Below are 15,346 nucleotides of genomic sequence, written 5' to 3' on the forward strand. Positions count from 1 at the left end.
AATGGATCTCCGAGATCCAATCCAAAACTGCCGGCCACGCCAGCAACTCCCGCACGTGCGTCTTATCGACGCCAACACAAAACCCGATCCGCTATCCACTCAGCAGTGCTGCTGTTTATATAGTGAGATGGATATAGGTAAGAGACTTGCAAACACGCTGATATCAGTAAGTTGCAAGCCTAATCAATGACCGAAAATTGCGGAAAAGGTCTACGTTAACTCCGCAACTGAGCAACACGGAACGTTACCAGCGCATCATCGTTGGCTGCTCGCCTCCCCGGTCATCCCACCGCCGTTAGGCAAAACCTCCGTTGCGATATCTCGCTGATTACGAGATGCCGCTCCCCGTACACGCTGTCGAGTTTCGATCTCGTGTTCACGGTCCGCAACCGAGACGCAAAAGTGCTGATACAGCAGCACGATGGATGCTCCCACCGTCAGGGCGGTCAAAGCCTTGGCACAGTCACACTTAATGCGGACTACGGGGCGGAGCATCAGCGTGGGGACCGGCTCTGAGCCCCAGATTCCGCATGGTTGGCCACGCACCCTGTATTCACGATTTTTCAAGACAATGGAGGATGGTATGAGTAATAAATCTGTCAAACGAGGCCGCCGCTCTGCCAAGCGGAAAAAACCGGCGTACAAGCGGAATTACAGCTGTGGCAAAAAACTGAGCGAGGCTATTCATAAGGCGTTGGACCAGCACTACGGTTCAGACAGCCACTTCAACACCCGAGCAACCCACAAGCGCCGCGCGTCTGTGTTTGTTCGTTACTGCAAACGCTGTGGAATGAACGATGCGAGGAGAATCGACCGGGAATTCATCCTTCAATTCGGGGCCTACATCAAAGCCCGGTTGAATGGCGACTACGAGTGGCCTGATGGGGGTGTCGATGAGCAAATCAGCGTCGCATACGCACACAATGCCATCAGCACGGTTAACACCGTAATGCGCGCATTTCGTGGTGATGACGCTCTGAAAGTATCGGGGCGGGAAGTTCTGGGTGTTTGCAGGCAATCGGTGAGGACCAGAGAGATCCAGGCGGATGTCCGGGATACCAAGCATGCAGCCAATCTTGCAATTGTTGCCGGATTCGAGCGTGGCGCTGCCGTAATTCTGCTGGCTCGTGCCTGGGGTATGCGTGTACGGGAATGCGTCATTCAGGACCTTGACCGTATGAAGCGGGAAATCGAGGCTGCGGGAGAGGTTACCATTCTCGAAGGTTGCAAAGGCGGGAGGAAATCCAAAGACCGCACGATCAAGGCGAATGAATTTCGTATGGAAGCGCTGCGGTATGCCATCGAGGTTCGACCGAAAGGATCCCGGAACTTGTTGTCTGAAACCGACACGGTGAAGGCATTTTTGCTGAACGAAGTTAATCCATGCCGGCAGTTTTTGCAGTCGTCTGGAATTCCCCATTTCATGGAACTCAGGGCGGGTTTTGCCCAGGATATTTATGAGGAAGTGATGGGTGGACCGTCGCCGCTGAAAGCGCCAATTCGAGACAAAATCATGGACCGGCTCGCCAGGGAGGAAGTGGCCAGGCAGCTGGGCCACAATAGAGTGTCAGTAGCCAGTTCTTATGTGGGAGGCACGCGCAATGCGATTTGACCACATTTTGCGGCGATTGGATTTCAGTGCACTCAGTGACACGGAGCGGAAACGGTACATCAACCGAATGATCCGGATTGTTTCGGTAATTGAGGCGCAATTCCCTCACGTAACCCGGCCAGAGCAGATTAAGCTGCATCATTGCCAATATTTCCGGAATGTGTGGCTGCCGGCCCATTCGGCGTCTGACTCAACAAAAAAAGAATATATGCGTGCACTCGGACTGATCATCAGAGCTGCAGGGCGCCCAGAAACCTGGGAGGGCGCTCTCGGCGTAAAGACTACGACGGAGCAAGGAGGCCGTCCAACGAAAATCGGTGTTAAGAGGTCGAAAAAGTTCTACCGTTAGCAGATGCAGATGCAGATGCAGATGCAGATGCAGATGGAGAGGGGTTCGCGAGCTCCCCACAATGCCGGTTCATGAAAGTCAGACTTCCGGTGACGACGACCAGGAACTGTTGTAGCTGAGAGAGGCAGTCTGGAGATATGTTCTTGAGCTATTTGAAGTAGACGAAGCTGTGGATCGGGCTTCTTCCGCGAGGTAAAGCGATAGCCAGGACAAGCATAGGGAAAGTGGAAAGTATTTGGTTTTGATCATCCAAAACATGGCATGGATATCACCGCCTGCGTTTGAGTCAAAAGGACGACATTCCATCGAATGCCGAGAGCTTTGCTATTTTCAAACTATTTTCTATTTTCCTCTGATTGTATTTATAAAAAGAGGATCTCCAAAAACCGATTGATTAAAGAATGCCTAGTCTTTAGAAAATTTCATTTGCTGTTTGCCAGCTTTAGCGGCCATTTTTCATTATAACTTTTGAATAATCATAGAAAATGAGCGAGCGTTTATTTGTAATTAACACCCCGTAAATTTGTTGCGCAAATCTTTAACGAAAGAAAAGGATTTCATTATATCTCGTAATCTATTTTTTTGTTGATTTTTAATGCGGGTGATCCTATTGCAGTCTCTCCGATTTCTGTTATTTTAATAATTGAGTGGTCAATCTGAATGCTCTAGCTAAAGGAGCCCTTCAGCGCTTCGCCACTATATAGAGGGTGGAAAAAGTTGGTGAGAAAATGGTATGAATGATATCGAACAAAACCAAGCCAGGAAGTTTGCAAACGAGCTTGCGAAGCTAGTAAGTGAGTCTTTTTCGAACTCTAAATATCCAAGTCAAGTATTCAATGTTTCATATCGCTTTCATGAGTTCGATGAACCTGAAGATCAAGAGTTTGATATTCACATAAGGATTCCATCAATAAGGCCAGATTTGGTCAATAGAAAGTACAAAAATAATATTGATAGAAATTCAGCCTGTCCTGCAATTGAAAGGATTATGCTTCCAAGGTGGTTGCAGTGCCAAGGCTTCTTAACTTCCTTAATTGATTATCTGGGTAACCTGCCTCACGTAGACGCAGTTTGCTTGTCGCATGTCACCAATCAATCATTTTCTGACTATCTAGAAAGCAGCGATGTTTGGATGAAGTTGGAGAGTGACTACTTGCCAGACTCGCCGATGACCAAGTTTCATCGTAATCGCGCGCCTACCTATTGCCGAATCTTCTGTGATTGACGTCATGAAAAATTGTCTTTCAAACAAAGTTCATTTCATCCGTCTTGCTACGTTGAACGGAGAGGCCCTTTTAACCGGACGAGATAAACGTGACGTGAGGCCCGAGCACTTGATTGGTCAATGCCCACCGTTCACAGAGCTCACATGGAGCATGTTGCTCGACTCACTAAGGTCGCAGCATGGGCGCACTTGGATGGATCGGCTCCCTGATGATTTTGGAGATGACATACGCTCCAAAAGGGATTTCTTAGGTTTGTTTCCTGAGCTAATTCAGCCTGACGGAGATGGGGCGGATGTAAACAGTGAACACGATGGCTCAAAGGTGTTGGTAGACGTCACTCGCCGTGATCTGCGAGATATGACTGATAACTGGCAAACAGTCAGAACCGTTATGGCGGTACTGAAACTAATAGACCGCCGGACCCATGATGCTCGTGTGAATGACAAACCATTGCGACAGAACCCATTTGACGAAGCCGTGGCGTACTTTGGGGGCGCTCATGAGGCAACCGAAAAGTGATATCGGCCACCTGAGCTTTGCCTTCTTATTTTGACGGTATCAACTCCCCCTAGCTGCCAATGGTCTCGTCTGTGTGGGCTAAAAGGCTGTTGTGGCATTTGATATAAAGGCACCGGCGAACGCGGCCGTCCGGGTAAGGTTGGTGTCAAACTGTCGAAAAGGCACTACCATCGTCGGATGAAGCTTCAGATGGAAAACGATTGGTGGAGTTACTCGCGATGCCGATAAATGACAGTGAGCTCTCAGGTAACGTGGAGCCTGAGCTGTCTGAGCTCAAAGATGAAGTTTGGCTGGAAGTTCTTGAGTTATTTGAGGGCGATGAAGGTCTGGCTCGGGAATGGATGGGACGAACCCGACTGTTTCTAGGTAACGTGTCTCCGGAGAGTTTGCTGGAAACCCCTGAGGATATTGGTCGGCTACGGCGTTTCATTCAGCAAATTCAGCGGGGAATTATTCCGTAGTCTTGGAAGCTCTTCAAAGCAAAGAGCCCCAAACACGGGTGTGTGATCGGGGCTGGTCCGGAGCGCTTAGTGCAGTGTACTCGAACTATCCACCAGCAAGCGGGCGCCGGTATCGAAATCGAGAGTCGCCATGAGGCGCTCGGGCTCCTCCGAGTTCTGGTACACATCGAGGCTGATCAAGCTCTCGCCACGTTGCATCTGAACATGGATGTGCAGATCGCCGCAGCCAAATTCCGACGAGAGTGCAGCGGCCAGCCGCCGTGCTTCGGTTATTGATTTCATGGTCGCTTTTCCTTCAAAGCCAAGTGTTAGTTCTGGTGTCGCCAAGCTGATCCACCAATGATTTTTGGGGCGGTGTACAAGTGAGCAGAGATCCCGTGTTGTTTGCGTTGTCGCTGGGGTTGTCGGGAGTCTCGTTATTCGTGGCGGCTTTGCCGTCGAAGCAAGACAGCTTCAGTCGCGGAGTGGCGCCCTGGCAGAGGCCAATTGTATCGGCGACTGCGCGCCTCTGCTCCATTGACGAGCTGAGCTGACTGATTGCGTTATTCATAGATAAATTCCTGTGAAATTAGATTGTTGACCGGTCGAATTCCACAATACATGAAGTCACGTTTTGACCAAGCAATTGCTCCGACGAGCCTCTTGTGGAGGGGGCAAGGTGTGTGAGTCAGGCTAAACGGTGGGCGGGTGGAGTCATGAAGCCGGAACGGGGCCTAAGGAAAAACCAAGCTTGATAAAAATATGGAAGCGGGCCAGTAGCGCTTATTAAACAAAAGCGAACATTCGAAAATTGTCAGAATGACCACAAAGCGTGCTTCTACGGCGAAGGCTCGTTTCCCTGGGGCCACTTGCTCTGACATTGTCATTGCCATCCTCGCTGGAGATCCTGATGGCCCTGCTGCCTGTTCTGATCACCCTGCCGATGATTCTTATCGTCGACACCTGGGGCAAGTTTGCGTTTATCACACCGTTCCTCTTGATTCCCGGCTACCTCACAATTGGCTACGTTCTTTATCGCTCGGCAAGCCGGCCGGTGTTCGATCGCAAATCAGGGCAGTTCTGGAAGGGTTCGTACCAATCCCGTCAGAAAGGGAAAGTCCCGCTGTCGGACTTTTATCCGAACCCACGAAGAAATATATGTATCGTTAATTATGACATGCTACGGTTGTGTATCATCGGCTAGGAGGGCGCTCCAACGGCCTTCGTGGACTAGGCGTACGATTTCGTCGTGGATAAGCTGACGGACGACGTGAGCGCCCTCGCTGAGTTCTTGCAAGCTGGAGTACCAGATGGAGACGTCCCAGCTGAAAACCGGATCGACGATCTTAAGTGCTACTAGTGTTCCGTCCGGGTAATTCCTTAGCGTAAATATGCTATAATTCAGGTCGTTTTTCACTGGCTTGGAGATCCTGTTGTGGCGCGGAAACCAGCACCCTTTAATCTTACCGTGAATGATCAGTTGGAGCTGGAAAGCTGGTTACGAACAAGTACATTAAGTCAGAATCTTGTTCAACGCGCTCGGATCGTTCTGGCTCTGAATGCTGGCGAACCACCGAAAGCGGTGGCTGAGCGACTGGAGACCAGCACGCCTACCGTTTTCAAGTGGCGTAACCGTTATATCGAGCAGGGCCTGAGTGGCCTGCAAGACGCTCCAAGGCCCGGACAGCCTAGGAAGCTGGACCGGAAAAAGGTCAAGTCGATTCTTGATGACACGGTCAAAAAGCTGCCCAAGGAATCAACCCACTGGAGCGTCCGGTTGATGGCCGAATATGCCGGTGTCAGTCGCTGGCAAGTACATCAGATCTGGAAAGCCGCTGACCTGAAACCGCACCGGCTGAAAACCTTCAAAATAAGCAATGATCCGGACTTTGCTGAGAAGGTTTTCGATGTCGTTGGCCTGTACCTGAATCCGCCGGATAACGCGCTGGTGCTGTCGGTTGATGAAAAAACGCAGATCCAGGCACTGGATCGCACTCAACCAAAGCTGCAACTGAAACCCGGCCAGATCGAGCGCCGTACCCACGATTACAAAAGGCACGGGACGACCAGCTTATACGCGGCCCTGAATATCCTGAACGGTGAAGTGATTGGGCGCATTACACAACGCCACCGTGCCAAAGAGTTTCTCGATTTTCTGCGACAAATTGATCGAGAAACACCGAAAGAGCAGGATCTTCATCTGATTCTGGACAACAGCTCGACTCATAAAACACCAGAGGTGAAAGCCTGGCTGGAAAAACATCCCCGGTTCAAGCTTCACTTCACACCAACCAGCGCCTCTTGGCTGAATGCCGTTGAGGGCTGGTTTGGTCAACTGGAACGCCGCGCTTTGTACCGTGGCATCTTTACCAGTGTAGGTGAACTCAAGACGGCGATTCGTCGCTTTATCAAGACTCATAATGAGAAGCTGGCGAAGCCATTTCGCTGGCACAAGAGTGCAGAAACGATTATGACTTCAGTCGCGCGAGCAAAGCTGAGCGTTATTGATAATAAATAAACGGATTACCCAGACGGAACACTAGTAGCAGGGATCAGTGATCGGAACCGCCTTTAGGCGGTTTCCCGGTCACTGCCGGTTTAGTGGTTCCCAAGGGTTCTCCACACCGGCCTAGCCCTGCCCTGACTCAAAGTGCCTCTTTACCTCATCCTATGCTTGTTGCTGGTTCATGGGGGTTCACCCGGCGTTCGTGGCACTGTGAACCCTCGGCATTTCTTCCCGGACGATTGCCCAGATAAAACCTATCAGTTCCCTCGCAATCGCCACACACACCAGCTTGCTGTTCTTGCCCGCCTGGATGAGATCCCGGTAGCGACCGCAAAGCCGTTTCTGGGCCTGCCAGGCGATCCCCTTCGCGGCCTCTGACGCTGGGGCCGCTTTACGCTTGAGGTGTTTCGTCTGGCGCGCCGGGAAGCGGTAACTCCAGGCTGACTCGACCAGCATACGCCGGGCATGACCATTGCCCGTGAGCGTGATGCCGCCCTGGCGACGCCTCCCGCCACTGCTGTGTTCGCTCGGCACCGGAACGTGTCAACCTCATCTGAACCAGTTCTTTAGAAATTAAGTTGCTTTTCAATAGCCCGTGGCAGGGTCGGAAAATTGACTCCTTTTTCAATGGTTTCCTGATCGGCGCCTACCGGTACCGGATTGATGCAGACCTCCTGTGGAGGCATCTGTACGGTGGGGCGCCCTCGGCTGAAGCGCTCGGGGTGTTTGGCAAAGGCTTCATCAAGCGTAGCCTGTCGCACCTTGGCGATTTCAACGTGCTGTCCGGTAAACACCTGCTGCGGTGTAAAGCCGCCCAGAGCACTGTGGTGATGGTCGTTGTTGTACCAGCTGACATAGTCCTCACACCAGAGCATGGCGTGCTGGTAGTTATCGAATCGCCGCGGATAGTCAGGCTGGTATTTCATGGTTTTGAACTGAGCCTCACTGAAGGCGTTATCGTTGCTGACACGTGGCCGACTGTGGCTGGCAGTGACTGCCAACTCACCAAGCAAATCCAGGTAACAGTGGGCAGTCATCGGAGCCCCCCGATCCTGATGCAGGGTCAGCGCTCCAGGCTCGATGGCATAGCGCTCATGAGCCTGGGTAATCAGCTGGCTCGATAACGCGCTGTTCTCCTTGCGCGAGAGCATCCAGGCCACGATATAACGGCTGTACAGGTCCATGACCACATACAGTGACAGGTATTCGCCCCGCTTTTGGGTGGCCAGCTTGGCAATGTCCCAGCTCCAGACCTGGTTGGGGCCGGTGGCCTGAAGCCGTGGTACGGGCTGTGCACAACCAGGGCGCTGTTGACGGCGCTCGCCGTTCATTTCCGCCTCGCGCAGTATCCGGTGCATGGTGCTGATGGAGCACAGGTAAATACTCTGTTGCAGCAGGCGGTAATACACCTGAACAGGCGGCTGGTTAACGTACTCGTCGCTGGCGAGCACCTCTTTGACGTGCTCCCGTTCTTGCGGGCTCAGGGCCTTGGACTGCACGGTCCTTGTGCGCTTGCGTCGGTATGGGCTGGGTGGCCCGCAGAAATAATACCGCCTGCGGGCCGCACGCACGCTGTTACGGCACACGTTCAGTACGTCACACGCCTGACGCTCAGAAACGTTGATAGGCAGCGACTCAGAGGCAACCAGCCTCATGACTCGTTCTCTTCGATACTGTCCAGCAGCGCCAAAGCTTTTTTTTGGAGCAGTAAACAGCCATCCTTGACTTCAATCTGGCGGCGCAGGCGCTGGTTCTCTTTTTCCAGCTGTTCAATACGTTTCTGTTCAGCGGTGTTCTTGGATGCTGGACCGGGTACGGACTTTTGCAGGCCGGCTACGCCCTGTTCGGCAAATTCGCGACGCCACTGAGCCAGCTGGTTTGAATACAGCTTCTCGCGCCGCAGCAGAGCTCCCAGCTCACCGTGCTTGCAAGCATCGGCTTGCTGGAGGATCGATAACTTGTACTCGGCCGTGAAGATGCGGCGGGTGCGCTTTTCCAGCTTGGGATCTGGCATGACCTTCGGCTCAACAGTGGTAATGGGTTTCGGCATTGTGCTCTCCTGAGCGCCCTGATTTATATGTTATCTCAAAATCAATTGGCTCAGGCTTAGGTTGACACACAGGGGCACCAGCCCTAAAAATGCCATCAACTGACGGGGCGAGTCGAAGCGGGTAATATCCCCCAACTCAGCCAGCAACACCATGGCCGCCAGTGTGTCGACTCCTCTGAGTGCCACCAGAGCCTCCACCACCGGTGCAAGGGACCACTGTGCCAACGCCCGTTCCATCTGTGTCCGCAAATCAGCCACCCGCTGCGTCGCCGCCTTCACCGCATCGACATACTCCTGCAGTACCACCTGCTGCCAGTCGTGTGAGAACTTCAGCGACTCCAGCCACGTGTAATGGGCCTGCGTCCAACGTTTCTTGCCAGCGGGCCAGGCGTGGCCGTGACGCAGCACGAATGCGCTCAGCTGCTGGCGGGCCTTGCGCTCCTGCGACTTCATATCACCGCGGGCACGGGTCAGATCCCGCATCGCTTCCTGTTCCGGACCAGGCACCCAGACCGGCATCAGATCACCGCTGCGCGCAAGACGGGCCAACTTTAATGCATCCCGACGGTCCGTCTTGATCCGCTCCGCCGCCGCCTTGGGAATGCGCGACGGCGCCACCACCTCACAGATATGTCCGGTACCGGCGAGCTGGTGATACAGACCATAGCCACAGGGCCCCGCCTCATACACAAACTGTAGGACACGACCACCAAACCGCTCACTCAGGCGCCGCACGAGCTTCTCAATCGATTTCGGGCGGTTGGCAATTTCACCTTCGGAGTGGGGCTCCTGCCGGCCGGGTTCAGCCACCGCCACCGCAATCGTTTCCTTATGGACGTCCAAGCCCACATACGCGGCGTAACATTCCTGCCCGGGTAGTTCCAGCCTTGCTGCAACGGTGTCGATTCGGGACGCTTCTGATTTAAACTTATTCATGACCTGCCCTCCTCAAAGTGGCTCTGCTGTTGGTTTCTTTCCGTCCTCAACAATAACCCACGTGCGTTGAGGACGGGCAGGTCAAAACATCATGTCTAGCAGGCGGTAGCGGTGAGCCCCGAAAACCACGTCGGCGGGCGCCAGGGTCAGCACTAATAAGGCAGAGACAAACTCCGGGAACGCTCCGGTTGCGAACAGCACAAGGCCGGCCATGATCAGAATAGATGTGATTAGCTTCTTCCCATCGAACCAGCCGGCTACCGGTGTCCGCAGCAAGACCAGGCCCAGCGCGACCCACTGCGAACGTTGTAATCCCATCAACGTAAACGTACATTCCTGTTCTTTTCCGGGAATAGCCAGAAGGCGAACCATCGGGTCATTCGGGGCATCAGTACATAAGTCATCAGCAGCATGACCACGATGGTCACTGTCATGGTTCTGAGCAATAACGGAATTTGCGCCAGAATGTCTCCAAACATTACAAAAACCAGGGTTACCGCCGGATAAAGGGCTAGCCAGCTGACAATCGTCATCTTCCATTTGGGTGGTGGTTTCACCGGATTCTGTCCAGGTAGGGTGAACCAGGTGACGATCCCGGAGGTGACTTCCCGTTCGCTGGGTTGCACCAGCAGGCTTTCGATCTGTTCCAGTAGTTCGGCCCGTTCCTCCGATTCTTCCCAGGCAGTCAATGTTTCCCTGTCACGGAACTTGAAGGCAATTCGGTACTCCGGGTCTTCGGGAGAGGCCGGTCGGAACATTGTTGCGCCCAGATAACCCGGAAACGTTGCGGCTCTCTGGGTCATTTCCGTGCTGAGTTTTTCAAACTCGCTTTCCTTGCCTTTAATAACGCGACGGGAGACAACAACCGTCAAGGCCGTTTTCTGAGGCGTGCTCATAATTTTTCCTTATTATTTAGTCTATTGCCTGGATATGTAAAAAGAGAGCCTGCAATGGCAAGCCCAAGTGGGGTAGAGCAGAACAAATCGAAAACAATGGTAGCATTCTGAATCCGTAACTCTGAACAGCTCGAATTTGCTCAATGCACGCAATCGCAGGGCCTTGGGCGGTTTATACACCGCATGGCGGCCTGGCCCTGGTGGGCCACTATCTGAACCGGCGCACGTCGCTCACGAAATGAGTAATCATAATTCTTTAACGAACGAGCACCTCTATTTGCCCGCCCGTCATTATTTATAGAACAGACAGCGCTTTCTCCTTAGGCCTGCCGCAGGAAATCAATCGCTAGACGGTTGAATTCATCGGCATGCTCCCATTGCGCCCAGTGGCCGCATCGGGAGAAAATGTGCAAGCGTGCGTCGTCAATGTTCCAGAGCAGCTTCAAGCCGTGGTCAAGGGGAACGAAGCGATCATCGCGCCCCCAGGTAATGAATGTCTTGGCCTTGATTTCTCCAAGTCTGGCAGTCACATCCCAGGCTGAAAGCGGCGCCTTTTGCGCGCTGATGAGGAAGTTCTTCAGGTGTTCCGGTTGGCGCTGAATGGCTTCCCAGCGGCCCTGCAGCAACTCCTCGGTGATGAGGGACTGGTCATACAAAAACACCTGAATCATCTGTTTCAGGTTTTCATAGGACGGTTCGGAATACAGTTTGAATAGCAGCTTGATGCCTTCCATCGGCATCGGCGCAAACATGCTGGGGCCAAGGCCGCCAGGTCCCATGAGGATCAGTTTGCCGATGCGATCAGGGTATTCGATAGCGAAGTTCAGTGCTGTGGCGCCTCCCATCGAGTTGCCGACCAGATGCGCCCGGTCGATGCCGAGCGCATCCATCAGCCCCTTGACGGCACGGGCGTTGACCAAGCCGCGCTGCTCATCCATCACCACTGCGTCCGACTTGTTGAAGCCGGGCGAGTCCTTCAGGATCACCCGGTAGCCAGCTTCCACAAAGGGACCGATGTTGCGGTAGTAGTTACTCCAACCGCCCGCGCCGGGGCCCCCTCCATGCAGCATGATGACGGTTTCGCCGTTACCCGCTTCGTTGTAGTGAATCTTGAAATCGGAAAAACCTTTTTCATTTATGTTCAGGAACTTGCTAGTAGAACTTTCAGTGAGCGCTGTCATTTTTGATCCTTTAAGTGAATGGTGTGCAAACAAGTCAGGTGGAGTGATTCATACTGCGCTGGGTTTGATTTCATACGGAGGTTAAGGTCAACCCACGATCACGCGCCATGGTCATGGCGGTGTCTTCGATCATGTCTTCCTGCCCGCCACCATGCCGCGCCGTCCCAGCTCGACCAAGATGTCGCGCGCAGGCACGCCATACTTCGCACTGGCGCGTTTGGCAAACAACAGAAAGCTGGAATAGACCCCGGCATAGCCCAGCGTGAGCGAGTCGCGGTCGATGCGGATGATGTGGTCCATGATCGGTACCACCAGGTCTTCGGCCACGTCCTGGATCTTGAACACATTGACCCCGATTTCAATCCCCATGCGGGCGCACACGGCGATGAACACCTCCATCGGCGTGTTGCCAGCACCAGCGCCCAGGCCTGCGGCCGCCGCGTCGATGCGATTTGCACCGGCTTCAATTGCTGCGATCGAGTTGGCGACGCCCATGGCCAGGTTGTGATGGCCGTGGAAACCCAGTTCGGTCCCGGGCTTGAGGGCCGCGGGCACCGCGCTCAGACGGGCTTTCACGCCCTCAGGCAACAAATAGCCTGCCGAGTCAGTCACATAAATGCAGTTGGCGCCATAGCCTTCCATCAATTTGGCCTGGCTCACCAGCTCTTCCGGACTGGCCATGTGTGCCATCATCAAAAAGCCCACGGTATCCATGCCCAGCGCACGGGCCTTGGTGATGTGTTGCTCAGACACATCGGCTTCGGTGCAATGGGTCGCCACACGGATGGTGGCCACGCTCAGGTCTTTGGCCATCAGCAGGTGATCGACGGTGCCGATGCCGGGCAGCAGCAGGGCCGAGACCTTGGCCTGTTTCATCAGCGGAATGACTGCGCCCAGGTATTCCTCGTCGCTATGTGCCGGAAAACCGTAGTTGACGGAGGAGCCTCCCAAGCCGTCGCCGTGGGTGACTTCGATCAGCGGCACCCCAGCGGCGTCCAAGCCGCTGGCAATGCTCTTCATCTGGTCGAGCGTCATCAGGTGGCGTTTGGGGTGCATTCCGTCGCGTAGCGTCATGTCGTGAACGGTGACTTTTTTGTCTTGTAGCTTCATGGTGGTTCTCCTGTTTGGTTCAGGCGCGAACGGGCTTGAGTGTGAGCCGGCCGGCGAGGATTTCCTCGGCAAACATCTCGGCGGTGCGGGCGGCCGCTGCGGTCATGATGTCGAAGTTTCCGGCGTACTTGGGCAAGTAGTCGCCCAGGCCTTCGACTTCCTGGTAGACCGAGACGCGCTTGCCGTCGAACACCGGGCCGTTGACCAGCTTGTAGCCGGGCACGTACTTTTGCACCTCTTTGATCATGGCGTGGATGGACTTGATGATCCTTTGCTGGTCGGGTTCGCTCTCCAGCAGGCAGTGCACGGTGTCACGCATGATTAGTGGCGGCTCGGCCGGGTTGAGGATGATGATGGCCTTGCCCTTTTTCGCGCCGCCCACCTTTTCGACGGCGCTGGCGGTGGTGCGGGTGAATTCATCAATGTTCTTGCGAGTGCCCGGTCCCGCCGATTTCGCCGTAGGCCACCGGCTGCACACGGCTGACGGCCACCACCATGGGGATGGTGGCCTGGCCTCCGCAAGTCACCATGTTGACGTTCATCTCGCCTTTGCCGACATGTTCCTTGAGGTTGACCGGCGGTACGCAGAACGGACCGATGGCCGCGGGCGCGAGGTCGATCATGAGGGCGCCTTCGGCGTTGACCTTGCGGCTGGTGTCAGCATGCACGTAGGCACTGGTGGAGTCGAAGACGATCTGCACGCCGTCGGCCTGCATGTGGGGAATCAACCCATTGACACCGTCAGCGGTGGTCTTGATGCCCATCTCTCGGGCACGCTTCAGGCCGTCGGATTCTGGGTCGATGCCGACCATCCAGACCGGCTCCAATGCCGGGCTGCGTTGCAGCTTGGCCAACAGGTCGGTGCCGATGTTGCCGGGGCCGATCAGGGCGCATTTGATTTTTTTCGTCATATGCAGAATTTCCGGAAAAGTCAGTGAAAGCGCACCGAGCCGCCCCCTATGGTTTCGATCATGGCGTCAGATACCCTCTTTCGAAGTCGACTGACACGTCATTGCCTTCGATGCGGACAGGAAATATTTCCAATGCCGCACAGGGAGGTGGAGATTTGACTTTGCCCGTGCGGACACAAAACTTTCCCAAATGCAGCCAGAATCCATCTGGTCGGGTATTGATTGGTCGCTGAAGAGTCATTCAAGCAGATTTCAGCGGTTTCGACGCAGGGTACGCCAGACACGAAAGCCCCAGCCAATCCAAATCAAATGAATCGCCAGCGTGACAAGCCCGAACCACAAAGCTTCGTGGCTCCATACGATGCTGTAAAAATCCCAGAGGCCATCGACAACTTCCGTTGCAATGACCACTGGAATGACGGCCTCATAGCGACCCGGATCGCGCGCGCCCCACAAGGCGACGGCCCCGATGGCACCCAACTGAAGACCGACAATGGCCCAGGCATCTTGCAGCAAGGTGAAGATCGGTTCATCCACGTGCAGTTCGACGCCTGGGTACATCGTGCCAAACAAGCCCAAGGTGCTAAAGGGAAGCGTGCCAATGAGGTTGATGATGTAAAAAACGCCGATGGCAATAAAAAACAGTCTTGCTTTTGTCATGGCAGCTTCCTCGGTTCAGGGGCGGGTTCAGGTTTCTTGCTTGGAAAAAAACATGCCCAGGCTATTCGACAACAACGTGCTCTGGGTGACTCCGCTCCTCACTATATTTGCCCGGGCACCATTCAGGCCAATTTACACCAAGGTTCAGTTAACACCAAGTTGTTGATGCCCATAATGTGCAGGTCAAGGACGGCCAGTCGCCTGAGATTGATCATTTTGCGACCAGGGGATGGCGTCCAGACAATAGTCGATGGCCCTGGGATGGTTTACCGGGTGATATCAAGTCGGTAATCGGATCGAATGACTTATCCGGAAGAGGCGAGACCTCTATAAAGGTCGCGATAAACGACAAAGCCCGGACAGTGACGGCTAACTCGCAGTAGTCACTGCCGACCGCTGTGAGTCAGGGGCGGCAGGCCATGTACATCAGTTTCTGCATCACACGGTCCTCAGGCGACGATGTTTGGCCGGGTGGCGTATCGGAGCATAGATGTCATACCTCTTATATAGGAGTAGCTGACACCTTCCTTGCTGGTCTGGCTGTTGTCCACGGGAAAAGCGTCCATATTCAGGGCTACATGGCCCATCTTCAGAGGCGAGATCGGTGCACCACTGGACTGCAGAAGCTCAAGGCTGGGGTCATCCCAGAGCCAGTCCGGACTGGCCTTGCCGCCTCGAAGTCACTCTGGCCCAGCGTAATCAGCCCGAGATAGGTCCGGATCAGTTCAGTGTTCGGAATACCGTGGCGCTTGATTACGGTGCGGGTGGTTTTGGTGAGCGACCTATGCCGGTTCAGACAGTGGCCCACCGGGGCCAGGCCGCTGTGGGGTGTATAGACTTCGGTTCGGGATTGTTGGAGAATGAAAGTGCGCGTGAGCCGAAAGCACTGACTGGGTGTGCGATGCTCTTATATCCTCCCAAAGCCCGCTATTGCAGGCTTTGGGAGGGCA

The 15,346-nt window shown here is 54.3% G+C and carries 15 protein-coding genes and 3 pseudogenes; 6 read left to right on the forward strand and 12 right to left on the reverse strand.

The features are described 5' to 3' along the window. Window positions 1-583 precede the first annotated feature (583 nt). The 4 genes from AC5JQH_RS10275 (at window position 584) to AC5JQH_RS10290 (ending at window position 4,167) form a co-directional block, all read left to right on the forward strand. Complete coding sequence (locus tag AC5JQH_RS10275) at window positions 584-1,612, forward strand: integrase domain-containing protein (RefSeq protein WP_493792046.1); 1,029 nt, start codon at window positions 584-586, stop codon at window positions 1,610-1,612. Between the two features lie 1,082 nt (window positions 1,613-2,694). After that, complete coding sequence (locus AC5JQH_RS10280) at window positions 2,695-3,186, forward strand: hypothetical protein (protein ID WP_474546219.1); 492 nt, start codon at window positions 2,695-2,697, stop codon at window positions 3,184-3,186. Continuing rightward, entirely contained in the window at window positions 3,179-3,706 is a 528-nt protein-coding gene (locus tag AC5JQH_RS10285; protein ID WP_493791948.1) for a hypothetical protein, read from the forward strand. Before AC5JQH_RS10280 ends, AC5JQH_RS10285 begins: the two co-directional genes overlap by 8 nt. Before the next feature lie 218 nt (window positions 3,707-3,924). Continuing rightward, window positions 3,925-4,167: a hypothetical protein gene (locus AC5JQH_RS10290; protein ID WP_474546218.1), complete on the forward strand. Its 243-nt coding sequence runs from the start codon at window positions 3,925-3,927 to the stop codon at window positions 4,165-4,167. A 66-nt stretch (window positions 4,168-4,233) separates the two neighbouring features. On the opposite strand, the gene AC5JQH_RS10295 is transcribed toward AC5JQH_RS10290, so the two are convergent. Further along, a complete protein-coding gene (locus AC5JQH_RS10295) occupies window positions 4,234-4,449 on the reverse strand; it encodes a hypothetical protein (protein WP_474546217.1) in 216 nt (71 codons plus the stop codon). A 607-nt stretch (window positions 4,450-5,056) separates the two neighbouring features. Between AC5JQH_RS10295 and AC5JQH_RS10300 the strand changes: the two genes are divergently transcribed. Continuing rightward, on the forward strand, window positions 5,057-5,350 hold the full coding sequence (locus tag AC5JQH_RS10300) for a hypothetical protein (protein WP_342632662.1): 294 nt from the start codon (window positions 5,057-5,059) through the stop codon (window positions 5,348-5,350). Window positions 5,351-5,581: 231 nt separating this feature from the next. Then, window positions 5,582-6,664, forward strand: coding sequence for an IS630 family transposase (locus tag AC5JQH_RS10305; RefSeq protein WP_342632661.1), 1,083 nt, complete (start codon window positions 5,582-5,584; stop codon window positions 6,662-6,664). 177 nt (window positions 6,665-6,841) lie between these two features. On the opposite strand, the gene AC5JQH_RS10310 is transcribed toward AC5JQH_RS10305, so the two are convergent. The 11 genes and pseudogenes from AC5JQH_RS10310 to AC5JQH_RS10360 all read right to left on the reverse strand — a co-directional run. Then, window positions 6,842-7,186 (reverse strand): transposase, encoded by a 345-nt coding sequence (locus tag AC5JQH_RS10310; RefSeq protein WP_493805554.1) that lies wholly within the window; start codon window positions 7,184-7,186, stop codon window positions 6,842-6,844. Window positions 7,187-7,218: 32 nt separating this feature from the next. Continuing rightward, on the reverse strand, window positions 7,219-8,307 hold the full coding sequence (locus AC5JQH_RS10315) for an IS3 family transposase (protein ID WP_493805555.1): 1,089 nt from the start codon (window positions 8,305-8,307) through the stop codon (window positions 7,219-7,221). Then, on the reverse strand, window positions 8,304-8,702 hold the full coding sequence (locus AC5JQH_RS10320; protein ID WP_139783518.1) for a transposase: 399 nt from the start codon (window positions 8,700-8,702) through the stop codon (window positions 8,304-8,306). Before AC5JQH_RS10320 ends, AC5JQH_RS10315 begins: the two co-directional genes overlap by 4 nt. A gap of 30 nt (window positions 8,703-8,732) precedes the next feature. Then, a complete protein-coding gene (locus AC5JQH_RS10325; protein ID WP_493805556.1) occupies window positions 8,733-9,638 on the reverse strand; it encodes an IS110 family RNA-guided transposase in 906 nt (301 codons plus the stop codon). An 81-nt stretch (window positions 9,639-9,719) separates the two neighbouring features. Beyond that, window positions 9,720-9,956 (reverse strand): hypothetical protein, encoded by a 237-nt coding sequence (locus AC5JQH_RS10330; protein ID WP_342632659.1) that lies wholly within the window; start codon window positions 9,954-9,956, stop codon window positions 9,720-9,722. Then, window positions 9,956-10,534, reverse strand: a complete 579-nt coding sequence (locus tag AC5JQH_RS10335; RefSeq protein ID WP_342632658.1) for an antibiotic biosynthesis monooxygenase — start codon at window positions 10,532-10,534, stop codon at window positions 9,956-9,958. The genes AC5JQH_RS10330 and AC5JQH_RS10335 overlap by 1 nt, the downstream gene beginning before the upstream one ends. 320 nt (window positions 10,535-10,854) lie before the next feature. Then, entirely contained in the window at window positions 10,855-11,715 is an 861-nt protein-coding gene (gene bphD / locus AC5JQH_RS10340) for a 2-hydroxy-6-oxo-6-phenylhexa-2,4-dienoate hydrolase (protein ID WP_342632657.1), read from the reverse strand. Window positions 11,716-11,785: 70 nt separating this feature from the next. After that, window positions 11,786-12,825 (reverse strand): annotated as a pseudogene (gene dmpG, locus AC5JQH_RS10345) (4-hydroxy-2-oxovalerate aldolase). A 19-nt stretch (window positions 12,826-12,844) separates the two neighbouring features. Then, window positions 12,845-13,736: pseudogene (locus AC5JQH_RS10350) on the reverse strand (acetaldehyde dehydrogenase (acetylating)). Between the two features lie 252 nt (window positions 13,737-13,988). After that, window positions 13,989-14,396: a BphX family protein gene (locus AC5JQH_RS10355; RefSeq protein ID WP_342632656.1), complete on the reverse strand. Its 408-nt coding sequence runs from the start codon at window positions 14,394-14,396 to the stop codon at window positions 13,989-13,991. A 477-nt stretch (window positions 14,397-14,873) separates the two neighbouring features. Next, a pseudogene (locus tag AC5JQH_RS10360) lies at window positions 14,874-15,258 on the reverse strand (IS1380 family transposase); the annotation flags it as partial. Window positions 15,259-15,346: the final 88 nt, after the last annotated feature.

The sequence above is a fragment of the Marinobacter sp. H13 genome (assembly GCF_059072335.1).